The organism is Gordonia sp. LMA167 (assembly GCF_058130025.1).
The window spans coordinates 5,849,368-5,876,085 of the sequence record NZ_CM176708.1; the positions used below are offsets into that span (position 1 = coordinate 5,849,368).

At 66.0% G+C, this 26,718-nt stretch carries 17 protein-coding genes; 2 read left to right on the top strand and 15 right to left on the bottom strand.

Translation table 11 applies throughout. The features are described 5' to 3' along the window. Positions 1–105 precede the first annotated feature (105 nt). The 15 genes from ACVT6V_RS26230 to rplJ all read right to left on the bottom strand — a co-directional run bounded on the left by ACVT6V_RS26230 (position 106) and on the right by rplJ (position 22,211). A complete protein-coding gene (locus tag ACVT6V_RS26230) occupies positions 106–4,062 on the bottom strand; it encodes a DNA-directed RNA polymerase subunit beta' (protein WP_489896997.1) in 3,957 nt (1,318 codons plus the stop codon). 74 nt (positions 4,063–4,136) lie between these two features. Continuing rightward, entirely contained in the window at positions 4,137–7,625 is a 3,489-nt protein-coding gene (gene rpoB, locus ACVT6V_RS26235) for a DNA-directed RNA polymerase subunit beta (protein ID WP_489896998.1), read from the bottom strand. 476 nt (positions 7,626–8,101) lie between these two features. Then, positions 8,102–9,208 (bottom strand): hypothetical protein, encoded by a 1,107-nt coding sequence (locus ACVT6V_RS26240; RefSeq protein ID WP_489896999.1) that lies wholly within the window; start codon positions 9,206–9,208, stop codon positions 8,102–8,104. Continuing rightward, positions 9,208–9,840, bottom strand: coding sequence for a hypothetical protein (locus ACVT6V_RS26245; protein ID WP_489897000.1), 633 nt, complete (start codon positions 9,838–9,840; stop codon positions 9,208–9,210). The genes ACVT6V_RS26240 and ACVT6V_RS26245 overlap by 1 nt, the downstream gene beginning before the upstream one ends. A gap of 118 nt (positions 9,841–9,958) precedes the next feature. Beyond that, the gene (locus ACVT6V_RS26250) at positions 9,959–11,200 is read right to left on the bottom strand and encodes an MCE family protein (protein ID WP_489897001.1); all 1,242 of its coding nucleotides are present in this window, start codon (positions 11,198–11,200) and stop codon (positions 9,959–9,961) included. A 34-nt stretch (positions 11,201–11,234) separates the two neighbouring features. Further along, positions 11,235–12,617 carry an MCE family protein gene (locus ACVT6V_RS26255; RefSeq protein WP_489901022.1) on the bottom strand — a complete coding sequence of 461 codons (1,383 nt, stop codon included), beginning with the start codon at positions 12,615–12,617 and terminating at the stop codon, positions 11,235–11,237. 14 nt (positions 12,618–12,631) lie between these two features. Continuing rightward, positions 12,632–13,975, bottom strand: coding sequence for an MCE family protein (locus ACVT6V_RS26260; RefSeq protein WP_489897002.1), 1,344 nt, complete (start codon positions 13,973–13,975; stop codon positions 12,632–12,634). Beyond that, the gene (locus ACVT6V_RS26265; protein WP_489901024.1) at positions 13,975–15,054 is read right to left on the bottom strand and encodes an MlaD family protein; all 1,080 of its coding nucleotides are present in this window, start codon (positions 15,052–15,054) and stop codon (positions 13,975–13,977) included. Before ACVT6V_RS26265 ends, ACVT6V_RS26260 begins: the two co-directional genes overlap by 1 nt. An 18-nt stretch (positions 15,055–15,072) precedes the next feature. After that, complete coding sequence (locus tag ACVT6V_RS26270; RefSeq protein WP_489897003.1) at positions 15,073–16,155, bottom strand: MCE family protein; 1,083 nt, start codon at positions 16,153–16,155, stop codon at positions 15,073–15,075. Next, positions 16,152–17,486, bottom strand: a complete 1,335-nt coding sequence (locus ACVT6V_RS26275; protein ID WP_489897004.1) for an MCE family protein — start codon at positions 17,484–17,486, stop codon at positions 16,152–16,154. The genes ACVT6V_RS26270 and ACVT6V_RS26275 overlap by 4 nt, the downstream gene beginning before the upstream one ends. A 3-nt stretch (positions 17,487–17,489) precedes the next feature. After that, a complete protein-coding gene (locus ACVT6V_RS26280) occupies positions 17,490–18,371 on the bottom strand; it encodes an MlaE family ABC transporter permease (RefSeq protein WP_489897005.1) in 882 nt (293 codons plus the stop codon). Between the two features lie 2 nt (positions 18,372–18,373). Next, positions 18,374–19,180, bottom strand: a complete 807-nt coding sequence (locus ACVT6V_RS26285; protein ID WP_489897006.1) for an MlaE family ABC transporter permease — start codon at positions 19,178–19,180, stop codon at positions 18,374–18,376. Positions 19,181–19,182: 2 nt separating this feature from the next. Further along, positions 19,183–20,397, bottom strand: a complete 1,215-nt coding sequence (locus ACVT6V_RS26290) for an ABC transporter ATP-binding protein (RefSeq protein ID WP_489897007.1) — start codon at positions 20,395–20,397, stop codon at positions 19,183–19,185. Between the two features lie 811 nt (positions 20,398–21,208). Next, positions 21,209–21,598 (bottom strand): 50S ribosomal protein L7/L12, encoded by a 390-nt coding sequence (gene rplL / locus ACVT6V_RS26295; RefSeq protein ID WP_164310988.1) that lies wholly within the window; start codon positions 21,596–21,598, stop codon positions 21,209–21,211. Positions 21,599–21,686: 88 nt separating this feature from the next. Beyond that, positions 21,687–22,211 (bottom strand): 50S ribosomal protein L10, encoded by a 525-nt coding sequence (gene rplJ / locus ACVT6V_RS26300; protein ID WP_489897008.1) that lies wholly within the window; start codon positions 22,209–22,211, stop codon positions 21,687–21,689. Between the two features lie 356 nt (positions 22,212–22,567). Between rplJ and ACVT6V_RS26305 the strand changes: the two genes are divergently transcribed. After that, complete coding sequence (locus ACVT6V_RS26305; protein ID WP_489901025.1) at positions 22,568–23,896, top strand: glycoside hydrolase family 76 protein; 1,329 nt, start codon at positions 22,568–22,570, stop codon at positions 23,894–23,896. Between the two features lie 175 nt (positions 23,897–24,071). Next, complete coding sequence (locus ACVT6V_RS26310) at positions 24,072–26,099, top strand: CocE/NonD family hydrolase (protein ID WP_489897009.1); 2,028 nt, start codon at positions 24,072–24,074, stop codon at positions 26,097–26,099. Positions 26,100–26,718: the final 619 nt, after the last annotated feature.

A 26,718-nucleotide genomic window follows, 5' to 3' on the forward strand; every position in this document is an offset into this window, starting at 1 on the left:
TCGGCTTACGTGATCTCGATACGCCCTCGGCTGGCGCCTCGGGCTACTCGATCAGCGAGCTCAGTCCTCGGCTGGCGCCTCGGGCTACTCGATCAGCGAAGATGCCTACCGGTAGTCGTTGGAGAAGCCGTAGTCGTCCAGCGGCACCGCAGCGCCGGCGGGGGCACCGAAGGTGCCGTCCGGGCTGTAGTAGGTGTCGTCGTAGGACGGCACCGCGTAGGCCGCGGCACGTGCTTCTTCGGTCGGCTGAACCTGGATGTTGCGGTACCGGTTGATGCCGGTACCGGCCGGGATCAGCTTACCGATGATCACGTTCTCCTTGAGACCGATCAGCTTGTCGCTGCGGCTGTTGATGGCCGCATCGGTCAGGACACGCGTGGTCTCCTGGAACGACGCCGCCGACAGCCACGACTCGGTGGCCAACGATGCCTTGGTGATACCCATCAGCACCGGACGTCCGGCGGCGGGCTCGCCACCCTCGGTCACGACGCGACGGTTCTCCGACTCGAAGTCCGACCGCTCGGTGAGCGAACCGGGCAGGAACTCGGTGGCACCGGAGTCGATGATCGTCACGCGACGCAGCATCTGACGCACGATGGTCTCGATGTGCTTGTCGTGGATCGACACACCCTGGCTGCGGTAGACCTCCTGGACCTCGTTGACCAGGTGGATCTGCACCTGACGGGGTCCCATCACGCGCAGCACCTCGTGCGGGTTGGCCGAGCCCTCCATGAGCTGCTGGCCGACCTCCACGTGGTCGCCGTCGGCGAGCAGACGCTCGCTGCCGTCGTCGTGCTTGAACACACGCAGACGCTGGCGCTTCGAGATCTTGTCGTAGACAACCTCTTCCGAGCCGTCATCGGGGATGACGGTGATCTTGTAGAAGCGGTCGTCGTCTTCGAGGCGAATCCGTCCGGACACCTCGGCGATCGGAGCGACGCCCTTGGGCACACGAGCCTCGAAGAGCTCCTGCACACGCGGCAGACCACCGGTGATGTCCTCACCGACGCCACCCTGGTGGAAGGTACGCATCGTCAGCTGGGTACCGGGCTCACCGATCGACTGGGCCGCGATGATACCGACGGCCTCGCCGATGTCGACGAGCTTGCCGGTGGCCATCGACCGTCCGTAGCAGTGCGCACACACACCGGTGCCGGTGGCACAGGTGAGCACCGAGCGCACCTTGACCTGCGTGATGCCGGCCGCGAGCAGAGCCTCGATGGCCGGGTCGCCCAGGTCGTGTCCACGCTCGACGATCACGTTGCCGTTCTCGTCGAGGGCGTCGGCGGCCAGGGTCCGCGCGTAGGTGGAGGTCTCCACATGCGCATCGCGGATCATCGTGCCGTCGGCCTGCTTCTCGGCGATCGTTGTGGTGATGCCACGCTCGGTCTGGCAGTCGGTCTCGCGAACGATGACGTCCTGGCTGACGTCCACCAGACGACGGGTCAGGTAACCCGAGTCGGCGGTACGCAGCGCGGTGTCGGCCAGACCCTTACGGGCACCGTGGGTGTTGATGAAGTACTCCGCCACGGTCAGGCCCTCGCGGAACGAGGACTTGATCGGACGCGGGATGAACTCACCCTTCGGGTTGGTCACCAGACCCTTCATGCCCGCCAGCGAGCGGATCTGGGTCATGTTGCCCGCGGCACCCGACTTCACGATCATCGGGATCGGGTTGTCGTCCGGGTAGTGGGCCTCCATCGCCTGGCCGACCTCTTCGGTGGCCTGCTTCCAGATCTCCACCAGAGCGTCACGACGCTCTTCCGGCGTCAACGCACCGCGCTGGAACTTGCGCTCCAGACCATCGGCCCGCTCCTCGTACTTGTCGAGGATCTCGGCCTTGGCCGGCGGCACGAGCACGTCGGCCATCGACACGGTCACACCCGAGCGGGTGGCCCAGTAGAAGCCGACGTCCTTGAGCTTGTCGACGGTCTGCGCGACCACGATCATCGGATACCGCTCGGCGAGATCGTTGATGATCACGGCCTGACGCTTTTTCGGCATCTGCTCGTTGACGAACGGGTACTCCACCGGGAGCAGCTCGTTGAACAGCACACGACCCAGCGTGGTCTCGATGTCCCACGGCTGACCGTACTTCCAGCCGTCGGGGAACTGCTCGGCCTCGATCTCGGCCGGCGGACGCTGATCGGTCAGCCGCACCTTGATCTGCGACTGCACGGTGAGCGCGCCGCGGTCGACGGCCATGATGGCCTCGGCCGGGGTCGAGTAGACACCGCGCTCGACGTCGTCGGTGGTGGCGGCCGAGTACTCGCCTGCCGCACCCTCCTTGAGGGTGGTCAGGTAGTACAGACCGGTCACCATGTCCAGACGCGGCATGGCCAGCGGGCGGCCCGAGGCCGGCGACAGGATGTTGTTCGACGACAGCATGAGAATGCGCGCCTCGGCCTGCGCCTCCGCGGACAGCGGAAGGTGCACGGCCATCTGGTCACCGTCGAAGTCGGCGTTGAACGCCTCACAGACCAGCGGGTGCAGCTGGATGGCCTTACCTTCCACCAGCTGCGGCTCGAAGGCCTGGATACCGAGGCGGTGCAGCGTCGGCGCACGGTTCAGCAGAACCGGGTGCTCGGCGATGACCTCTTCGAGGACGTCCCACACTGCGGGGCGCTGACGCTCGACCATGCGCTTGGCCGACTTGATGTTCTGCGCCTGGTTCAGGTCGACGAGGCGCTTCATCACGAACGGCTTGAACAGCTCGAGCGCCATCAGCTTCGGCAGACCGCACTGGTGCAGCTTGAGCTGCGGGCCGACCACGATGACCGAACGGCCCGAGTAGTCGACACGCTTGCCGAGGAGGTTCTGACGGAAACGACCCTGCTTGCCCTTGAGCAGATCGCTCAGCGACTTCAGCGGACGGTTGCCCGGTCCGGTGACCGGACGCCCGCGGCGGCCGTTGTCGAAGAGGGCGTCGACCGACTCCTGCAGCATCCGCTTCTCGTTGTTGACGATGATCTCGGGGGCTCCGAGGTCGATCAGTCGCTTGAGGCGGTTGTTGCGGTTGATGACGCGGCGGTACAGGTCGTTGAGGTCGGAGGTCGCGAAGCGGCCACCGTCGAGCTGCACCATCGGACGCAGCTCCGGCGGGATCACCGGCACGGCGTCGAGGACCATGCCCAGCGGCGAGTTGCCCGACTGCTGGAACGCCGCGACGACCTTGAGTCGCTTGAGCGCACGCAGCTTCTTCTGGCCCTTGCCGCTGCGGATGGTCTCGCGCAGCGAATCGGCCTCGGCGTCGATGTCGAAGTTCTCCAGGAGCTTCTTGATCGCCTCGGCACCCATGGCGCCGGCGAAGTACTCGCCGAAACGCTCGTCGAGCTGACGGTAGAGCTTCTCGTCGATGATCAGCTCGCCCGGGCTCAGCTTGACGAAGCGGTCCCAGATCTCCTCGAGGTCGTCGAGCTGACGCTGGGCCTGATCGCGCATGCGGCGCATCTCGCGCTCGGCACCGTCGCGCACCTTGCGGCGCACGTCGGCCTTGGCCCCCTCGGCCTCCAGCTCGGCGAGGTCGGCCTCGAGCTTCTGCTGACGCTCGTTCAGGTCGACGTCGCGCTGATCGGCGACGGCCTTCTTCTCGACCTCCATCTCGGCCTCACGGGTCGACAGCTCCGCATGGCGCAGCTCGTCGTCGACCGACGTGATGACGTAGGCGGCGAAGTAGATGATCTTCTCGAGATCCTTCGGCGCCAGGTCGAGCAGATAGCCGAGCCGGCTCGGCACACCCTTGAAGTACCAGATGTGGGTGACCGGGGCGGCCAGCTCGATGTGGCCCATCCGCTCACGACGCACCTTGGCGCGGGTCACCTCGACGCCGCAGCGCTCACAGATGATGCCCTTGAAGCGGACGCGCTTGTACTTACCGCAGTAGCACTCCCAGTCGCGGGTCGGTCCGAAGATCTTCTCGCAGAAGAGTCCGTCCTTCTCCGGCTTGAGCGTGCGGTAGTTGATGGTCTCCGGCTTCTTGACCTCACCGTACGACCAGTTGTGGATGTCATCGGCCGTCGCAAGACCGATCTTCAGTTCGTCGAAGTAATTGACGTCGAGCACTTGTTACCTTTCGAGAGCTCTGTCAGTTGATCGTCGGTGGGGTCAGTTGGCCCATGCGGGAGCTTGCGACCGCATCAGTTGGCCAGGTCGTCGACCGTCGCGGATTCGTTGCGCGACAGGTTGATTCCCAGGTTTGCCGCAGCACGCTCGAGATCCTCGTCGTCGGTGTCGCGCATCTCGATGGCCGCGCCGTCGGAGCTGAGCACCTCCACGTTGAGGCAGAGCGACTGCAGCTCCTTGAGCAGAACCTTGAACGACTCGGGGATACCCGGCTCCGGGATGTTCTCGCCCTTGACGATCGCCTCGTAGACCTTCACTCGGCCGACCACGTCGTCCGACTTGATGGTGAGCAGCTCCTGCAGTGTGTAGGCGGCGCCGTAGGCCTGCATGGCCCAGCACTCCATCTCACCGAAGCGCTGACCACCGAACTGCGCCTTACCGCCGAGCGGCTGCTGCGTGATCATCGAGTACGGACCGGTCGAACGCGCGTGGATCTTGTCGTCGACCAGGTGGTGCAGCTTGATGATGTACATGTAGCCGACCGACACCGGGTACGGGAATGGCTCGCCGGAACGACCGTCGAACAGCGTCGCCTTGCCGTCGCCGTTGACCATCACCTCACCGTCACGGTTCGGCAGTGTCGAGGACAGCAGACCCTGCAGTTCCTCTTCGCGAGCACCGTCGAACACCGGGGTGGCGGTGTTGGTGTCCGGCTCCGCCGAGTACATGTCCTCGGGCAGCTTGGACGCCCAGTCGGGCACCCCGTTGGCGACGTTGATGTTCCAGCCGGCCTTGGCGACCCAACCGAGGTGGGTCTCCAGGATCTGGCCGATGTTCATACGACGCGGCACACCGTGGGTGTTCAGGATGATGTCGACGGGGGTGCCGTCGGGCAGGAACGGCATGTCCTCGGCGGGGAGGATCTTGCCGATGACGCCCTTGTTGCCGTGACGGCCGGCCAGCTTGTCGCCGTCCTGGATCTTGCGCTTCTGGGCCACGTACACACGCACGAGCTCGTTCACGCCGGGAGCCAGATCATCGTCGTCGTCGCGGCTGAAGACGCGGACGCCGATGACCTTGCCGGTCTCGCCGTGCGGCACCTTGAGGGAGGTGTCACGGACCTCGCGCGCCTTCTCACCGAAGATCGCGCGGAGCAGACGCTCCTCCGGGGTCAGCTCGGTCTCACCCTTCGGGGTGACCTTGCCGACCAGGATGTCGCCGTCACGGACCTCGGCACCGATGCGCACGATGCCGCGCTCGTCGAGGTCGGCAAGGACCTCGTCGGAGACGTTCGGGATGTCCCGGGTGATCTCCTCGGCACCGAGCTTGGTGTCGCGGGCGTCGATCTCGTGCTCCTCGATGTGGATCGAGGTGAGGGTGTCCTCCTCCACGAGCCGTTGGCTCAGGATGATCGCGTCCTCGTAGTTGTGGCCTTCCCACGGCATGATCGCCACGAGCAGGTTCTTGCCGAGGGCCATCTCGCCGCTCTCGGTGCACGGACCGTCGGCGAGGACCTGGCCGGTCTCGACGCGCTGCCCCTCGTCCACGATCGGACGCTGGTTGGCGCAGGTGCCGTGGTTCGAGCGGGCGAACTTGCGCATCCGGTAGGTGTCGCGGCTGCCGTCGTCGGACATCACGGTGATGTAGTCGGCGGAGACCTCCTCGACCACACCGGTCTTCTCGGACACCACGACGTCACCGGCGTCGACCGCGGCACGCAGCTCCATACCGGTGCCGACCAGCGGCGACTCGTTACGGACCAGCGGCACGGCCTGACGCTGCATGTTCGCACCCATGAGGGCGCGGTTCGCGTCGTCGTGCTCGAGGAACGGGATCATCGCGGTCGCGACCGACACCATCTGGCGCGGCGAGACGTCGAGGTAGTCGACCTCGTTCGCGCTGACGAACTCCACCTCGGAGCCCTTCTTGCGAACCAGCACGCGCTCGTCGGTGATGCGACCGTCGAGGGCGTAGTTGGTGTTGGCCTGGCCGACGAGGTAGCGATCCTCTTCGTCGGCGGTCAGGTACTTGACGTCGTCGGTGACGACACCGTCGACGACCTTGCGGTACGGGGTCTCGATGAAACCGAACGGGTTGACCCGCGCGTACACCGACAGCGAACCGATCAGACCGATGTTCGGACCCTCAGGGGTCTCGATCGGGCACATACGGCCGTAGTGCGACGGGTGGACGTCGCGGACCTCGAGGCCGGCACGCTCACGGGACAGACCGCCGGGGCCCAGCGCCGACAGACGACGCTTGTGGGTCAGACCCGACAGCGGGTTGTTCTGGTCCATGAACTGCGACAGCTGGCTGGTTCCGAAGAACTCCTTGATCGCCGCCACCACGGGACGGATGTTGATCAGGGTCTGCGGGGTGATCGCCTCGACGTCCTGGGTGGTCATGCGCTCACGCACGACTCGCTCCATACGAGACAGACCCACACGGATCTGGTTCTGGATCAGCTCGCCGACGGTACGCAGACGACGGTTGCCGAAGTGGTCGATGTCGTCGACCTCGACGGGGACCTCGACGCCGCCGGGGACGGTCATGTAGGTGGTGGCGTGCGGATCGGCCTCGTGCAGACGCACCAGGTACTCGACGGTCGCGACGATGTCCTCACGGGTGAGAACCGAGTCGCCGGTCATCGGGTTCGCGGTCAGACCGAGCTTCTTGTTGACCTTGTAGCGGCCGACACGGGCCAGGTCGTAGCGCTTCTCCTTGAAGAACAGGTTCTCCAGAAGGTTCTCCGCGGACTCCTTGGTCGGCGGCTCGCCCGGACGCAGCTTGCGGTAGACCTCGAGCAGCGCCTCGTCCTGGTTGGCGGTGTTGTCCTTCTCCAGGGTCGACATCATGATCTCGGAGAAGCCGAAGCGCTCGCTGATCTCTTCGGTGGTCAGGCCCAGCGCCTTGAGCAGCACGGTAACCGGCTGACGACGCTTGCGGTCGATGCGGACGCCGACGGTGTCACGCTTGTCGACGTCGAACTCCAGCCAAGCACCACGGCCGGGGATCACCTTGACGGTGTGCAGGGTCTTCTCGGTGGTCTTGTCGATGTTCGCATCGAAGTAGACGCCGGGGCTGCGCACGAGCTGGCTCACCACGACACGCTCGGTGCCGTTGATGATGAAGCTGCCCTTGTCGGTCATGATCGGGAAGTCGCCCATGAAGACGGTCTGCGACTTGATCTCACCGGTGTTGTTGTTGATGAACTCCGCGGTGACGAACAACGGCGCCGCGTAGGTCATGTCCTTGTCCTTGCACTCCTCGACCGAGGCCTTGACCTCGTCGAAGTGCGGATCGGTGAAGGACAGCGACATCGAGCCGGAGAAGTCCTCGATCGGGGACAGTTCGTGGAGGATGTCCTCGAGGCCGCCGGTCGGGTTGTCGTCGCCACGGGCGATTGCCTTGGCGCGCCACTCCGGCGATCCGACGAGCCACTCGAAGGAATCGAGCTGCAGGTCGAGGAGGCCGGGGACCTCCAGCGGCTCACTGATTTTTGCAAACGATGCGCGCTTCGGCGCGCCGGGGATGGTTGAGGTGGACTGGCGGTCGAGTGCCAAGATGCGTCCTTCCAACACGAAGTGTTCTACCTAGCTCGGTGCTTGGCTTGATGGGCCGTTCGCTGGGGTGACACCTGCGATTTCGGCGATCACCACGAGCACACACAGCAAAGGTGGCCTGAGGAAGGATCGGAAAGTGGACAGGAGGCAGCCAGCGCAACGTCCAACTGTAGCAGAAAATAGACGTACTTTGTCAAGTCACGTCTTGAAGCGACTCCGCGCTGATGGCTGCCTGCACGTCATTCACTGGTGACAGCGTGGCCCGACAACGTCCGTTCGTCAAGCGCTACGCGCATATTTGCGGCAGAAAAGTCGGGTGTTACCTGCGCAGAGGGACCAACCAGACATTCGAGCCGACGATCGCCCGCCGAAAACCGCCCGTGAGCGGCCCGGCAACGGCATTTCGCCGGCCGAGCGCTCACCGAGGGCGGATTTCAGTGGGCGGATTTCGGTAGGCGGATTTCGGTGGGCGATCGTCAGAAGGCCTCGACCTTGTTGATCAACCAGTCGTCGCCCTGCTTGACCATCGCGAACTGGTAGCGCGGCGCGGCACTCTGTCCGGCGATGCCGGCCTGCTCCTGGCTGACGATCATGTTCACGACCACGCGAGCGGTGTCCCCGTCGCCGCCGCCGCTGAGATCGGCGACGCCGACGGATTCGACGCGGCAGTCGGCGATCGCCTTGGTCTGCTGCAGGATCTCACGTTGCTGAGGCAGGTACTTGTCGAACTCGCTGCGCGCCTCTCCGGTCAGCACCGACCGGGCCTTGTCCGCCCATTTGTTCACGTCCGCGGTGTCGACCGTCAGATTGCAGGCCTTGCTCTGCACCTGGGAGGTCAGTTCGGTGGTCGCCGCCTGGTCGACGAACGCCTTGTTGGCGCCGATCTTCGCACCGGGGTGCAATCCGGCGATGAGGGCGAAGATGCCCAGGATCACCGCCGCGGCGAGCAGGATGGCGATGGTTCGTCGGCGACCCGACCCGGGCGCGGACGAGGTGAACCTGCGCTTGCGCCGAGACCCGGAAGCACTGGCCGCAGCCGGGTCGCTGGGCCTCAGCGTCGAGACCCGCGCCACCGGTTTCTTGGCCGTCGGCCTGGGCTTGTCGGCGGGTTCTGGGGTTCCGTCGGCGGGTTCTGGGGTTCCGTCGGCGGGTTCTGGGGTTCCGTCGGCGGGTTCTGGGGTTCCGTCGGCGAGATCTGGGGTTCCGTCGGCGAGATCTGGGGTTCCGTCGGCGAGATCTGGGGTTCCGTCGGCGAGATCTGGGGTTCCGTCGGCGAGATCTGGGGTTCCGTCGGCGAGATCTGGGGTTCCGTCGGCGAGATCTGGGGTTCCGTCGGCGGGTTCCGGGGTTCCCTCGGCGGCTTCTAGGGTTCCGTCGGCGCGATCCGGGGTTCCGTCGGCGAGATCCGGGGTTCCCTCGGCGCGATCCGGGGTTCCATCGGCGGATTCTGGGGTTCCGTCGGCGAGGTCTGGGGACTCCGGGCCGGAACCGGCAGGAGCCGAGCTGCCCGGACGGGGGTGACCCGCGACGCGACGGGCGGCGTTGCGGTTGGTCTTCTTACGCGGGGGGCGTGGGTTGGTCATCAGTTGCCTCCCGGGGTGGTCGACGGCGCGGCGCCGCCACCGCCGGGCACCGCTGCGGCGGTGCCCGGGTCCTGATAGGCCAGCGAGTCGAGCGGGACGATGTTGTCGGCCTTCCAGTCGTCGCCGACCTTGGTCATCGAGACCGAGAAGCCCATGGTCTGGGTGACGCCGGCCTCGTTCTCCCGTTTGGAGGTCGCCGCGACGTAGACGAGGACCTTGGCCGAGCCGCCGTCCGCGTCCACCTCCGACGGCGCACTGCGCACCAGCCGTGAGGTCAGGGTCGCGGCCTGGGGTCCGGCCTGCGAGATCATCGAGTTGAGGTTGCTGACGTCCTGCTTCGTGATCTGCTCGCGAGCCTTGCCGGTCAGCGACGCGTCGACCCGACGCTTCCACTCGGCCGTGTCCTTCGGGTTCACGGTCGTCACGTTGATGATGGCCTGCTCGGCGCCGTCGACGGCACCGTCGCGGGCATCCTGGATCGGCTTCTGCACGAAGTAGGCCTGGTATCCCTGGTAGCCGAACCAGACCGCGCAACCGGCGGCCACGACAACTGCGACCACTGCGGCCACGAGGGCCAACGTGCGCCCGATGCCGGCCCCGGTGGGGGTCGTCGGTGTGTTACTCGTCGTCATCGGCCGTCACTGTAACCGGTGGCACCTGAGAGAAAACCAAGCTGCGCTACCGCACTCGTCACTGCCGAACACCTCACTGCCAAAAGCCTCATTGCCGAGCGCATCATTACCGAACACCTCACTGGGGACGCACGCCCATCAGCGCGGCCAGTTGTCGGGCCAGTGGGTTCAGGTTCAGCTTGTCCGGGTCCTTCTTCGGGATGTCATCCCACGGCTGCGGATACGCCGGATTGGCCAACGTCGCCCGCTGGGCGCTGCGCACACCGGTCGGGTTGCCCACCGGCACCGTGCACTTGGCGTTGGTGTTGAACGGGAACTCGTCGTAGTGGATGTCGAACGACGGATCCTTGCGCTTCATCTCCTGGATCATCGCGTTCGTGCTCTCATAACCGTGCGTACACGCCGCCGGGTTGTTCGTCTCCAACACCACACCGAAATGGATCTGACCATCGCCGGGCGCCGGACTGTGGCTGCCGGCCGACAACGCGGAGAGCATGGCGAACGTCGTCGACGTCGCATAACTCGTCGGTTCGATGGTGCGCAGCGTGGACGCCAACTGCTTGACCACCGTGGAGATGTCGCCACCCGACTGCTGCAACAACGCCGAGATCTGCGTCGCCGACGCCGTGCCCGTCGTCAGTAACCGCCGCAGATCCGGATCGGCCGACGCCAGGGTGGCGGTCACCACCTCCAGATTCCGCGACCATTCCAGGATCGCGTCCGACTGCTCGGCCTGCGTCGAGAGCACCACATCGGAATTCCGGATCAATGAGATCGTCTCGTCCAGCGAGTCGTACCCCGACCGCGACAATTTCGACAGCGAGTCCACCAACCGCGTCAGGTTCTCGCCCTGACCGTTGAAAGCCTTACCCAGCTCCGTGATCACTGTGTGCAGATCATCGATCGGGATCGACGAGGTGAAATCGATCGCCGAGGCCACCACATCCTCCAACGGCGGCGGCACCGACGTCTTCGTGATCACCGACCCGTCCGACAGGTAGGGCCCCTGCGCCGACGTCGGCTGCAGATCCACGTACTGCTCACCGATCGCGGAACGGTTCGCCACCACCGCGGTCGCCGACGCCGGGATCTTCGGGCCGCCGGAGTTCAACTCCAACGCGACATCCACACCGGTCTTGGTCAGGGTCAGCTTCCCGACCCGACCCACCGGCACACCCTGATACGTCACCTCGGCGTTGGTGAAGATTCCACCCGACGACGGCATCGCCGCCGTCACCGTGTACTGGCCGATCCCGGCGAGCCGATCCAGACGTGCGTACTTGGCGCCGACGTAGACCAGCGCGAGCAGGCCGACGACCGTGAACACGATCAATTGGATCTTGGCGAACTTCGACAGCATCAGCTCGCTCCGATCCGTGCCACGACGATGATCATCACTGTGCTCCGATCATGCTGAGCGGTCCGTCGATGAACCGCTGACCCGGCTGGGCCGGCGGCATCAACGTGAACTGTCCGTCATCGCTCTTCTCCGACTTCGCCGGGGTTTTCGCCGACGTCGGCGCCTTGGCCGACCCCGACGCCGGGTTCATCGGGTATGTGCCGCCCGACGGCGGGGTGTTCGGTCCCGGCTTCCAGTTCGGGCCCGGCGGCAGCAACGTGATCGTCGGCCACCCGTAGCGCGGACCGTTCCCGCCGACGTACGGGTTGCTCGGATCGATCGGGACCTTGACCCGCTCCGGGGGCGAATACTTCGGGGTGCCCTGACCGACGCCCAGTGCCTCGAGCTGGTTGAGCAGCCGGAAATCGAGCGTCATGAAGAGGTTCGTCGAGTCACCGTGGACCGCGGGCAGCAGCCAGTCCGGGAACGGAATGGTCAGCATCAGCGGTGCCGCGGTGATGAGGTCCGGGGTGGCCTTCGCCAATTCGGTCAGCACCGGGCGCAACGCCTTGAGGTCGGTGATCAACGCCGTGCGCGACTTGCCGAGGACGTCGGTGCCGACCTGCCCGAGCTTGTCGAGCTTGGTGAGCAGGTCCACCAACTGCGGACGCTGTTCCTCGAGCACCGCGACACCCTCGGGCAGCTCCTTGAGGATCCGCTCGATCTGCGTCTTCTGGTTCGACGCCCGGGTGGACAGCCGCGCGAGACCGTCGATGGCGGTGACGATGTCGTCGCGCTGCCGGTTGAGGCTGGTGATCAACGAGTTCGTCTGCTCCAGCAGGCTTCGGAAGGCGGGACAGCTGTTGCCCTTCGGCGGGACCTCGCACGGTTGGTCGACCGACCCGGCCAGAGCCTTGTTCAGCTCGGTGACGATGGGCTGCAGCTGATTGATCCCGCCACCGTTGAGCAGCATCGACAATGCGCCGAGCACCTGCTCGATGTCGGTTGCGGTGCGGGTGCGGTCGAGCGGGATCGGTGTCGCCGGGTCCTGCCGGGGCAGGTTCTCGGCGTCCTTCGGGTCGGTGAGCTCGATGAACTTCTCACCGAGCAGCGACGTCTGCTGCACCGCGGCCCGGGCCTTGTCGGACAGGTCGACCTCGTTCTTCACCTTGACCTTGACCTGGGCGTACCACTGGTCGTCTGGCACCTCGATCGCGGTGACCGTGCCGACCGGGATGCCGTTCATCTTGACCATCGACTGCGGCACCAGATCGAGGATGTCGTCGAACTGGATCTCGTAGGTCCGGGGGTTGTCGCCGGTGTCCACCCCACCCGGCAGCGGCAGGGACTGGATTCCATTGCTCATGCAGCCGGACACGACGAGCACCATCGACACCACCGCCGCGCCGAGGGCGGCGCGCAGTGGCCTGCGGGTCAGGAACTTCCGGGTCATCAGTTCTCACCTGCCCCGGGACGCGCCGACGGTCGGGTGGCCGTGGGCTTGGTCGGCTTCTTCGGAGTTCGCGGTGCCGACTCGGCGCCCGACTCCAGGTCCGGATCCGGGTTGCCCGAGCTGGTGCCCGGTGCCGGGTACCGCTGCAGCTTGTTGTTGCTCATGATGCCGAACGGCAGCACCGGCAACAGCGGGTCGAGGACGCCGTCGGTGATCTGCTTGCCCAGGTCCTCGCAGTGGGTGATCAGCGGACTCAGCGTGGTGCTGAACTGCTTCGCGGCGGGGTTGCCGGGCAGCAGTTTGCCGAGATCGAGCAGACGGCACTGCGCGCCGATGAGGTCCTGCAGATCCGGGATGGTCAAGCGCATCGCCAGCGTGCCGGATTCCGCGTCGTAGGCGTTGATGAGGTTGCTGATCGTGACCGGCAGGACGGTGAGGACCTCCTTGAGGTGGTCCTTGGTGTCCAGCAAGGCCTGCGTGGTCGGTTCCAGATCTTTGACGGTCTGGCCCAGCAGGTCACGGTTGTCCTCGACGAAACCGGCGACGTCGCCCAGCGCGACGGACAGCTTGTTCAGCGCGGCCGACAGCTGGGTGCGCTCCCCTGCCAGGAAGCTGTTGAACGAGGCCATCTGGGTGTTGAACTGCCGCACCTGTGCATCGTTCTCACGCAGCGCACCGACGAACACATCCAGGTTCTTGATCGTGTCGACGATGTTGCCGCGCGAATCGCTCAGCGTGGTGGTGGCCTTGGAGAGCTGCTCGATGGCGTCGCCCAGCTTGGCACCGTTTCCGCGCAGGTTGTCGGCGCCGGTGGTGACCAGATCGCTCACGGCGCCGTTCTTGTTCGCGCCTTCCGGGCCGAGCGCCTCGGACAGCTTCTGCACGCTCGCGTAGATCTGGTCGACCTCGACCGGGACCATCGTCTGCTTGAGCGACAGCGTGATGTTGTCGGGGGCCTTCTCCCCGCCACTGTAGGCGGGGGTCAGCTGTACGTAGCGGTCGGCGACGACCGACGGGATGATCTGCACGGCGCGCACATCGGCCGGCAGATCCACTCCCCGATCGACCGTCATCGTGACCTTGACGGTGTCGCCCTCCGGCGTGACCGAGTCGACCTTGCCGACCGGTACACCGAGGACCCGCACGTCGGAGCCGGAGTAGATGCCGACGCTGCGTGCAAACGTGGCGGTGATCTTGGTGGTACCGATCAGCGAGAACGCCCACCACAGCACACCGGCCACGATCAGCGCGATGATGAGACCGAGCACCAGCATCACGATGTGCCGCGGCGTGAACCACCGGCCGGGACCGGAGGTGCCGGTGAGGTCGGGAGCTGTCGTCATCAGCCGGCCTCCGTTCCACCGTTGTTCTGGTTCTTCTGCTTGTTGGGCGGCCGGGTCGTGTTCTGCTGCGGCAATGCCGGCGGCAGCAGGTTGGTCACCACGGACTCGAACCAGCGGCCGTTGCCCAGCACGTTGGCGTAGAGGCGATAAAACGGCGCCATATAGGTGATCGTCTGCCGCAGGTTCTGGTTCTGCGCGATGAGCAACTGGTTGACCTGCTGGACCGCCTGCAGCGCCGGACCGATCTGTTCCTCGTTGTCGCGCACGATCCCCGACAGCGAATCCGACAGGGTCGTGGTGGTGGAGAGCAGGGTCGAGATGGCCTTCTGGCGGTTGTTCAGTTCGTCGAGCAGCTGGCCCGCACCCGCGATCAACCGGACGAACTCCTGGTTGCGATCGGCCAGGATCTTCGACGTCGACTTGGTCGCCGCCAGCAGTCGCTGGACCTCCTGGTCACGGCTGGCGATGGTCGCCGACAGCCGCTTCAGACCGTCCAGCGACGGGCCGATGTCACCGGCCGTGCCGGAGAACGCATTCGACAGCGTCTTCATCGAATCCGCGAGCTGGGTGGTGTCGAGGTCCTCGATCTGCGTCGTCGCGTCGGAGAACGCCTCGACGACGTCGTAGGGCGAGACGGTGTCGGTGAGCGGGACGTCGGGGTCCGCGGGCTTGCTGCCCCGCGGGTTGAGCCCCAGGTACTTCTGCCCGAGGATCGTCTTGATCTGGATGGACGCCTGGGTCTGATCGCCGATCCAGGTGTTGGTCACCCGGAACTTGACGTCGACATGGTCGCCGTCGAGTGAGACGCCGTCGACCTCACCGACCTTGACCCCGGCCACGCGGACCTCGGCGCCCGGCTTCAGGCCGGCCGCCTCGGTGAACTGCGCGGTGTAGCGCGCGGCGGCACCGATGAGCGGCAGCGAGTTCAGGTAGAACGCCGACACCGCCATCATCAGCAGCACCAGGATGCCGATCGCGCCGATGCTCACCGGGCTTCGGCGCCCCGCGAACCGTCGATGGCTGTGCTCGGCGGGCGGGCTCTTCGTGTCGTCTTCGGACGTGTTGTCTTCGGGCTTCATGTCGTCGTCAGCCACCGGTCATCCCCCCGGCCTCTCGTCTTTCCAGCAACGGGTGGCCGCGCTGGTGTAGAGCACATGGTTGATGTCGGGCAACGGGACCAGGGGCTGGGTCAGCAGCGTCGACTTACCGTTACCGGCGACCACGTCGATGCCGCACAGATAGAACTGGAACCAGGAGCCGAACGTCGCGGCGCGGCCGATCTTCTGCAGTTTGACCGGCAGGTTCGTCAGGATCTGCGCGACGTCTTCGTCACGTGCGTTGATCTGGTCGGCAACCGCCTTGAGTCCCGCGATGTCCCCCTGGATCGCCGGTCGGGTCGGTTGCAGGATCGACGCGGTGACCGCGGTGAGGTTGGAGACCGAGCTGATCGCCGAACCCACCGATCCACGTTGCGCGGCCAGGCCGGTCACGAGCTGCTCGGTGTTGTCGAGCAGCGCGGTGAACTGGTCGTCGTTGCGGTTGACGGTGTCGAGCACCGTGGTCAGGTTGGTGATCAGTTCCCCGATCACCTTGTCCTTGTCGGCGATGGCGTTGGTGAGATCCGACGTACTGCTGATCAGCTGGGAGATGTTGCCGCCCTCGCCCTGGAAGATCTTGATGATCTGCTCGGAGAGTGTGTTGACGTCGGCGGCCGACAGTTCGCGGAACAGCGGCTTGAACCCGTTGAACAACTCGGTCAGGTTCACCGCCGGATGGGTGTCCTGGTTGTCCGGGTCGGTGCCGAAGGTGTAGCCCGTGCTCACGGTCTGGTCGGGGTCGCCGGCGCCCTTCTCCAGCGCGAGGTACCGCAGGCCGGTGAGGTTGCGGTACCGGATGTAGATCTGGGTGCCCGCGGGCAGATGGTCGCGGTCGACGTTGAACGACACCATCGCCTGGTTGCGGTCGTACACCTCGACGTTGGTGACCTGCCCGACGCGGACACCGGCGATACGCACGTCGTCGCCCTTGTTGAGCAGCGCCGCGTCGGAGAAGACGGCCTTGTAGTCGCTGTCGCCGTCACCGCCGGCGTTGGCGATGGTCAGCGCCAGCAGACTGGTGGCGAGGACCGTGACCACCGCGAAGGTGATCAGTTTGATCAGCGGTCCGGTGAGAGATTTCATCGGATGGTGACCTGCGCTCCCTGAAGCGACGCGCCACCGATCGTGGTGACCCAGGTGGGCACCTTCTCGGGATCGGTGCCGTTGGCGCCGCCGTAGATGACCTTCAGTTGCTTGACGTAGTCGGGGTCGTCGAACGGATTGGCCCGGATGGTGCCGACCGGGGTGGCCGCGAACTGCGGCTGCGGCAGGGTCGGCATGGTCCGTGGGCCGGCGTTACGCGACGGCGGCTGATAGGAGCCGTCGGCGAGTCCGCCGCCCGGGTACTGCGGGAACGGACGGCCGTTGGTGGCCGGCTCGTAGCAGACCGCGGGTGGGTCGAGGTCGAGGAAGCGCGGTTCGTCCTGGTTCGGCAGATACCGGCCGCGCGGGTTGACGAACGTCAGGTTGACGCGCACGCCGGGATTCTTGGTGCCCTGCCCGACGATGGTGCGCGACTCCGGGATCAACGTCGCGAAGTTGTGGAACGTGCACGTGAACGTCGGGGACTGCTTGGCCAGTCCGACCAGGAACGGTTCCGCGTCGACGGTGAGGTCGATCAGGTCGGTGCGGTTCTGTTGCAGGAACGTGGTGGTGTCGGTGGCGGCCACACCCACCGTCGCGATGAGTGTCCGCAGATCCCCCTGGCGCTCGACGATGGTCCGGTTCGTGGTGCGGAAGTTGTCCAGTGCGTCGATGACGTCGGGCAGCGCATCGGAGTACGTCTGCGAGAAGCTGGCCAGTCCGCGCAGGGTGCCCTGCAGCTCCGGCATGTTGTCGTTGAACCGCCGGAAGATGGTGTCGAGTTCGCCGACGGTGACGCCGAGCTGCTCGCCACGACCCGCCAACGCCTGCGACAGCGACGTCAGCGTGACGTTCAGGTCCTGCGGCGGGATCGCCTTGAGCACCGGCAGCAGTTTGTCGAAGAGTTCCTGGAGCTCTTCGGCGTTGCCGCTCTTGTCGGTGTAGATGGTGTCGCCGGAGGCCAGCGTCGCCGAATCCGGGTTCTCGGTCGGCACCTGTAGCGCCACATATCGCTCACCGAACAGGGTCTTCGGCAGGATGCGCGCGGTGGTGTTCTGCGGCAGCTGATCGGCCATCTGCGGGTCCAGTCCCAGCGTGACCGAGACGGAGCCGTCGGGGGCGGGTTCCACGTCGCGCACCTCACCGACGAGGACGCCGCGCGCCTTGACGTCGGCGTTCTGCGGCAAGGCATTGCCGGTCGAGTCGGTCTTGAGGGTGACGTCGGTGAACGTCGTGAAGCTGTCGTTGAACTTCATGATGGTGACCGTGAAGAACAGGGCGACCACCAGGAAGAACACCAGCCCCAACAGTCGGCGACGCAGCGTCGACATCGATCAGCCTCCCACTCGAACCGTCGTGGTGGTTCCCCAGATCGCGAGTCCGAGGAAGAAGTCGAGGACTGCGATCAGCACCAGCGCGGCGCGAACAGCGTGTCCCACCGCCACGCCGACGCCGGCCGGACCGCCGGTCGCGTAGTAGCCGTAGTAGCAGTGCACCAGGATGATCACGAAGGCGAAGACCAGGACCTTCCCGAACGACCAGAGCACGTCGGCGGGTGGCAGGAACAGATTGAAGTAGTGGTCGTACGAGCCGCCGGACTGGCCGTTGAACACGGTGGTGATGACCCGCGAGGCCAGATACGCCGACAACAGACCGAGCACGTAGAGCGGGATGACCGCGATGAACCCGGCGATCACGCGGGTACTGACCAGGAATGGGATCGACGGCACCGCCATCGACTCCAGAGCGTCGATCTCCTCGGAGATCCGCATGGCGCCCAGCTGCGCGGTGAAGCCACATCCCACCGTCGCCGACAGCGCCAGACCCGCCACCAGCGGCGCCACCTCACGGGTGTTCACGTACGCCGAGAGGAAGCCGGTCAGTGCCTGCGACCCGATCTGATCGAGCGCCGCATAGCCCTGCAGCCCGACGACCACACCGGTGAACCCGGACATCAGCACCATCACGCCGACGGTGCCGCCGATCACCGCCAGGCCACCGGAACCGAAGGCGACCTCGGCCAGCAGGCGCAGCACCTCCCGGGTGTAGTGCACCAGCGTCTTGGGAATCCACGCCAGCGTTCGTCCGTAGAACGACATCTGCTCGCCGGCGCCGTCGAGCACCTTGAGCGGTCGGCCCAGCTGTTTGCGCGCCTCGTACATGTAGTACTCGGGCCGCGACTTCGCGATCGTCACGCCACCCTCATCACCGGCCATGCCTAGCTTCCCTTCGGCGGAACGATCTGCAGGTACACCGCAGTGATGATCAGGTTGGCCAGGAAGAGCAGCAGGAACGTGATGACCACGCTCTGGTTCACGGCGTCACCGACGCCCTTGGGGCCGCCCTTGGGGTTGAGGCCCTTGTAGGCTGCGACAACGCCGGCGAGCACACCGAAGATCGCCGCCTTCAGCGTCGAGACATAGAGGTCGGGCAACTGCGCCAGGGCGCCGAAGGACGCCAGATACGCGCCGGGCGTGCCACCTTGCACGATGACGTTGAAGAAGTAGCCACCACCGATACCGACCACGGCGACCAGGCCGTTCAGCAGCATCGCCACCAACACCATGGCGAGCACACGAGGCACCACGAGGCGCTGGATCGGGTTGATGCCGAGTACCTCCATCGCGTCGATCTCCTCACGGATCGTGCGCGACCCGAGATCGGCGGCGACCGCCGACCCGGCGGCGCCGGCGATCAGCAGCGACGTCACCAGCGGTGAACCCTGCTGGATGACCACCAGGACACTGGCCGCACCGGTGTACGACTCGGCGCCGAGCTGCTTGATCAATGAGCCGGTCTGCAGCGACACGATCGCCCCGAACGGGATCGCGATCAGGGCGGTCGGCAGGATCGTCACGCTCGCGATGAACCAGGCCTGCTGGATGAACTCCCGCCATTGGAACGGGCGCACAAAAGACTGCCGCGCGACATCGACGAAAAGCTGCACGATGTTGCCGGTCTGTGCGAGTGCACCTGTTCCGGCCCGAGCTATCCGATCAACGCCACGCGTGGTGGCACTTGCCATTCTTATTGACTCCGACCGTCGTTGGAATGGTGCCGGCCGGCTTCGATCGGCTGGGTATCGGTGCTGTCGGCGGAGCTGTCGCTCACCGGCGGAGTCGCCCAACTCTGGGTCGGTGCGTCACTCCCGGGATAGTCGTCCCCGGCAGATGTCCACTCGTCCGAGGAGCGGCCGTCACCACCTGCAGCGATGTTCTGCTGATCCTCGTGGTGGGCGTCGACCTCGGCGCGCATCCGGTCTTCTTCTTCCATGCTGCGGCGGATCGCTTCCTGGGCGTTCGGCGGCAGGGTGTGCAGCATTTCGTGCACGCGCTCGCGGTGCCGGGCGACGGCCTTGCGCTCGGGCATCCCCGGGTTGGGTTGCACCTGCGGGATGATCTCGGAGAAGTCGTCCTTGGTACCGCCACCACCGATACCCGCGGCCTGCATCGCCTCTTCCTGCTTCTGCACGGCCTCGTCCTTCTCCTCGGACATACCGATCGGACCGAACCGGTCACCGGAGAGGAACTGCTTGACCACCGGCTGCTCTGAGGTGAGCAGCTGCTCACGCGGGCCGAACATCACCAGCTCCTTGCGGAACAGCATGCCGATGTTGTCGGGGATGGTGCGCGCGATGTTGATGTTGTGCGTCACGATCAGGATCGTCGCGTCGATCTGCGCGTTGATGTCGATCAGCAGCTGGGAGATGTAGGCGGTACGCACCGGATCCAGACCGGAGTCCGGCTCGTCGCACAGGATGATCTGTGGGTCCAGCACGAGGGCGCGGGCCAGGCCGGCGCGCTTGCGCATACCGCCGGAGATCTCACCGGGCAGCTTGTCCTCGGCCCCGGTCAGACCGACCAGGTCGATCTTCTCCATCACGATGTCGCGGACTTCGTCTTCCTTCTTCTTCGTGTGCTCACGAAGCGGGAAGGCGATGTTGTCGAACAGGCTCATCGACCCGAACAGTGCACCGTCCTGGAACAGCACGCCGAACAGCTTGCGGATCTCGTAGAGTTCCTTGGCCGAGCACTTGGTGATGTCGGTACCGTCGATGATCACCGATCCCTGTTCGGGATGCAGCAGGCCGATCAGCGTCTTCAGGAACACGGACTTACCCGTACCGGACGGTCCCAGCAGCGCCGACACCTCACCCGTCGGCAGCGTCATCGTCACATCACGCCAGATGTTCTGCGAACCAAACGACTTGGTGAGCCCCTCAACACTGACCTCTACACCCACGGCATCCTCCCAGACATTCGCTGCCCCCTTGCGGCGGTCGGTGTGACCACACACGAACCGGTGACATTTGTGGTTGGGGTCACTGTAGCGGACACCCACCTGCACCCACACCTGTCAATCGCCGGAAGCTGGACGATCGACCCGCACCCCCCGCGGTCATCGCCGTCCACCCTTACCCATCGGTAACTTGGCTCGGGGGATGAGCGTAGCCGATCCCACCCACCGATGAAAAGTGCGCGGGCCATCACATGCGGGACGACGACCGCGCTCGCGTGGCCTCTCCGCGGTTCGGGCGCCGTCGACCGATGTCCGTCCACATCGCCGTGGTGTCCGGTCGACTGGATAATCCACCTCGCGGCCCGCTGCGGTGATGTCCACGGACACCAAGAGGCGTCGGCCCCACCGCACGGGGGCGCGACGCCACCCCCAACCCAACCCGCAGACCCCAGCACAAGGGCGACCCCACCGCTCCCTGCCGACCCGCAGACCCCAGCACAAGGGCGACCCCACCGCTCCCTGCCGACCCGCAGGCCCCAGCACAAGGGGCGACCCCACCGCTCCCTGCCGACCCGCAGACCCCAGCACAAGGGCGACCCCACCGCTCCCTGCCGACCCGCAGGCCCCAGCACAAGGGGCGACCCCACCGCTCCCTGAGGAACCCCGGAGCGCCAGCGGAGGGGTGTCACGAAGGGCGCGTGACCGGCCTGCAAACGCGAGAAGGCCCCGAGTCGCAATGACTCGGGGCCTTTCGTGACGCTGACGCTCAGCGAGCGGGCATCAAGGTCTTACATGCTCGGTCGGAGACCGAACGTCACTTCACGGAGACCGAAGCGCCGGCCTCTTCGAGCTTCGCCTTGGCGGCGTCGGCGGCTTCCTTGTCGACCTTCTCCAGGATCGGCTTCGGAGCACCCTCGACGAGGTCCTTGGCTTCCTTCAGGCCCAGGCCGGAGACGATCTCACGGACCACCTTGATGACCTGGATCTTCTTGTCGCCCGCGCCCTCGAGCACGACGTCGAACTCGTCCTGCTCAGCAGCGGCCTCGGCGCCACCGGCAGCCGGAGCACCGGCAGCGGCAACGGCGACCGGAGCGGCCGCGGTGACCTCGAAGACCTCTTCGAACTTCTTCACGAAATCGCTGAGCTCCAGCAGGGTCAGTTCCTTGAACTGATCGATGAGCTCGTCAGCGGTGAGCTTCGCCATGGTGGCGTCCTTCCTGTCAGTCCCCGTACGGGGGTTGGTTCATCCCAGTGCGGATTGGCCCGTCGGGGATTGCTTTGTGCGGCGCGAGTTACTCGCCGGCTTCGGTTTTCTTCTCCTGCAGGGCCGCGGCCAGGCGCGCCACCTGCGAAGCCGGCTGGTTGAACAGACCGGCAGCCTTTGCCAAGTTGCCCTTCATGGCACCGGCGAGCTTGGCCAACAGAACCTCACGGGTCTCCAGGTCGGCGATCTGTTCGATCTCCGCCACGGACAGCGCACGGCCGTCCATGGTGCCGCCCTTGATGACCAGAGCCTTGTTGTCCTTGGCGAACGTCTTGATCGCCTTCGCGGCCACCACCGGCTCGCCTTCGATGAAGGCGATCGCGGTCGGACCGGTGAACAGCTCGTCGAGCCCTTCCACGCCCGCCTCGGCGGCGGCACGCTTCACCAGGGTGTTCTTGGCGACGGAGTAGGTTGCGCCCTCACCGAGCGAACGACGCAGTTCGGTGATCTGACTGACGGACAGGCCACGGTATTCCGTGACGACCGTCGCCGTCGATCCCTTGAACTGCTCGGCGATCTCCGCTACTGCGGCGACCTTGTCGGACTTGGCCATACTTCGCCTCCTCTCTCATCACTAGAGTTGGGTCGGGCCCAACCGGAGCCGAGAGGGGCGAACATCCGTTGTCGCAAAACAACAAACGCCCCGGCACGCAGATGGCACGGGGCGTGAACAGGCGGGTAGAAGCTCGCCGGTCAATCCTCGTTCTCCCTGCGTGGGCCGCCGACCACATCGCCACCTCGATGACGTGGGCCGGACCTTCGATCGGGATCACTCCCGACGACCGACGGTCTCTGGTTGAACCGATACGGCACACGGATGTGCGCCACACCAAGGAATGAGGCTACCGGACGGTGCGTGATGCATCCAAATCGTCCCCCGAGCGGGCATCGTCGGGCGGACCTGCGTCGATGACCGCCGCCGATCGGGCGTCGGCAGCAGCGGCGGCCGTGATCGATCGGCATCTGCACCGCCTGCTCGGCATGCCGGGCACCCGGTTGGCCGCGATCGCGTGGCCCACCGGACGGTTTCCCGGGCACCTCGGCCGGTGGCACTACTGGTGGCAGGCACACTTCGTGGACCTGTTGGTGGACCACGCGATCCACCGTGATCTCGGTGCCGGGTCTCGATACGCCTCCTCACTTCGTTCGTCGGCTACTCGACCAGCGAAAGGCAGTTCGTCGGCCACTGCACCAGCGGAGAGAGGTTCGTCGACCACTCGACCAGCGGAAGGAAGTTCGTCGGCTACTGGACCAGCGGACAGGAGTTCGTCGGCCGCTGCACCAGCGGAAACGGGTTCGTCGACGAGTGCATCAGCGTACACGGTCGACCGGCTGCTGCGGGGCATCCGGCTGCGCAACCTGGGCCGATGGACCAATGACTACTACGACGACATGGCCTGGCTGGGCCTGGCGATCGAACGCGCCGACCGACACCTGCACCTCGACCACCATTGCGCGCTGAGGACCTTGACGGGCCGCATGCTCGACGCCTGGGTGCCGCAGCACGGTGGCGGGATTCCATGGCGGACGACGGATCTGTTCTTCAACGCGCCGGCCAACGGCCCGGCGGCCATCCTGCTCGCCCGCACCGGCCACGTCGAGCGGGCGAGCGCCATGGCCGACTGGATGGACCGGACCCTCATCGCCGACGACTCACACCTGGTGATCGACGGCGTCAAACCCGGTCCCAGCGGCGAGCTCACACCGGTCACCGACATCTACACCTACTGCCAGGGCGTGGTGCTGGGCACGGAGGTGGAGCTGATGCGCCGCACCGGTTCGGCGGTCCACGCCGACCGCCTCGACCGGCTGTTGCGCGCGGTGGAGACACGGTTGTGCGATCACGGGGTGATCCCCGGCGCCGGGGGTGGCGACGGAGGATTGTTCGCCGGGATCCTCGCCCGTTATCTGGCGTTGATCGTCACCGACGTCCCGTCTTTCGACGGCGCCGACGATCTGCGCACCCGGGCGGCCACCATCGTCACCGCGAGCGCCGACGCGGTGTGGAACCACCGTCTGGACACCGAGTACGGGCCGATCTTCGGCCCCGACTGGCGGCGGCCGGCCACCAAACCAACCGAGTCAGGCCGAAAAGCCCAGTTCAGGGGCGGTGCGGTGTCATCGTCACAGATCCCGGAGTGCGACCTTTCGGTGCAGCTCTCGGCCTGGATGGCGCTGGAAGCGGCCCTCGCCGTTGACCTTCGGTTACGAGAGCATGATGAAACCGACGCCCCCTAGTTAGCGATCCGATACAGACGCTGAGTTATCCTCGTCCGGCGAGGTGACGGACACCACATCTGTGGAGTGTGTCTCACCTCGCATTCGGTACCAAGGCGGGTACCGGGACGAGTAGCAGGCAATGATGCCCGCGGGATAGTGGTGTGCATCATCGCCAGAGGCAGGGTGATGCACCATGACGTATCGGTTGGATCAAGCCGGACCTTCCGGGGCAGGTCAGCCCCAACCCCGCCGTGGGTCGGTCCGGATTGGCAAGCCGCATTTCGGTTCGCTTCCGCTCGGTGATCCCACCGGCGGCGCCGACGCCATCCGCTGGCGTGAACAGGTCGACGGAAAGCCGCTCTTCCCGCGCGTCTCCATCGACCGCGACGTCGTGCTGACGATGAGCGACGGTGTCCGGCTGCGCGCCACCGTGGTCCGCCCCGCCAACCGGTTCGGCCAGACCGTCCTGACGCCCTACCCCGCCATCGTCAACATCAACCCGTACAACCGCCTGGCCGTCGACGTCCTCGATCACACCCTGCATGCGCCCGTTCTCGGGAAGGCGCTGCGCACGGCCTCGGAGTCCATCGACGGCACGGGCACCGGGCTCGAGGGGGTCACCACCCTCACCAAGACACTGGCCGGCGGCGTGTTCGACGTTTTCGGCGTCAACCGCAACCTGGTGCGCAGCGGCTACGTCCAGGTGATCGTCGACGTCCGCGGCACCGGGGCCAGTCAGGGCAAATGGCAGATCCTCGGCAAACGCGAGCAAGAGGACTCCGTCGAGATCATCGACTGGGCGTCGCAGCAGGACTGGTGCAACGGGGCCGTCGGCCTCGCCGGATGGTCGTACTCGGCGATCAACTCGCTGCAGGCCGCCGACAAAAGACCGCCCGCGCTGCAGGCCGTCTTCGCCGTCGAAGGTTGCGACGACATCGTGCGCGACATCTACATCACCGGTGGCATGCCGTCGGCATTCATCCCGGCCTGGCTTTCGGTGGTCAACCTCCTCAAATGGGTACCCAATCCGTCCAGCCCGATCCGTGATCTGCTGCGCGGCGACACCCTGCGATGGGCGCGCGACCGCATCAAGTCGCCCGCCACCGAGATCGGGTCCCTGTTGTGGGGTTTCCTGACCGCTCGCGACGACCGCATCTTCGACGACCCCTACTTCGACGAGCGCGACCCGCTGATCGATCAGATCGAGGTCCCCACCTTCACCGTCGGCGCCTGGCACGACCTCTTCGGGCGCAGCGCGACCGGCATCTACGAACGCCTGCAGATGGAGCCGGGCCGCAAGCAGATGCTCGTCGGCGACGGCTATCACGTCGACGTCGGCTCAGGGTACGGCGGCAAGTTCTCACCACCCCGGCTCGACGTCCTGGAGCGAGCCTGGTTCGACCGTTGGCTCAAAGGCCACCGCAACGGCGTCGAGTATTACGGGCCCGTCACCATGCGCCAGCAGGGCGGATCGTGGACGTCGGGCCCGAGCTTCCCGCGTCCCGGTGTGCAACCGACGCGTCTCTATCTCAGCGACGTGTCGTCGGGCACCGCCGAGCATGCCGTCCACGACGGGACGCTCACGCGGCACCCCGTCGACCACCAGGCGTCGCTGACCGTCCGGCCCGACGTGCGCGGCGCCGCGTCACGGGACATGACGCAGGTGACCGCCGGGGCCGCGATGGCATTCGGGCAGAACTTCACCGTCGACGCCCGATACCAGGAGCAAGGTGGTCTGTCGTTCACATCGGAACCGGTCACCGCGTCCACCCAGATCAGCGGTGCCATGAACCTGCGGCTGAATGTCGCCACCACCGCTCACGAGGCCATCTGGGCGGTCACCGTGAACGATGTGGCACCCGACGGCACGTCGACGGTGCTCACCAACGGCGCTTTGTCGGCATCCAATCGGGCACTGGACCGTTCGCAGTCGACCTACGCCTCGGACGGCAGCCTGTTGTCGGCCCACCACTACCTGTCACATAAGCGGAAGCTGCCCGTGCCGGCCGACCAGCCGGTGCGCATCGACGTGGACCTCGTGCCGACCGACGCGGTCCTCGAACCCGGGCATCGCCTGCGGGTCGACGTGTACGCGGCCAGCTTCCCGCGATATCTCACGGTGGTCCCCGACCTGATCAAGGCCCGGGGTCGACGGCAGCGGCTCGTGCTCGATCCGCGGCATCCGAGCTATCTGACATTCCTGGCCGGCGGGGACTTCTGAGGCGAACGCCCCTCGGTGAGGTTGTGCCTGCGAGTGCTCCCATCCGGGCTCACACCCGGTCCCTGAGGAGCCTCCGAGCCCGCGAGCGGCACCCACACCCGGTCCCTGAGGAGCCTCCGAGCCCGCGAGCGGCGCCCACCACCCGGTCCCTGAGGAGCCTCCGAGCCCGCGAGGATGCGTCACCATCCGGTCCCTGAGGAGCCTCCGAGCCCGCGAGCGGCGCCCACCACCCGGTCCCTGAGGAGCCTCCGAGCCTGCGAGGATGCGTCACGAAGGGCCCTTCGTGACGCATCGCTCGTTCCTCGCGAGGCTCCTCAGGGACCGGGTGGTGGCGTTCACCCTCCTCAAACTCCCGGACCTCCTCACGCACTGGGTGGTGGCGTTCGCCCTCAACCCCGGCCTTCCTCAGGCACCGGGTGGTCGCCTTCACCCTCCCCAACCTCCAACCCTGCTCAGGCACCGGGTGGTGGCGTTCACCCTCCTCAAACTCCCGGACCTCCTCACGCACTGGGTGGTGGCGTTCCCTCCCCAACTCCCGGACCTCCTCACGCACTCGGTGGTGGCGTTCCCTCCCCAACCCCCGGCCCTCCTCAGGCACCGGGTGGCGGCGTTCGCCCTC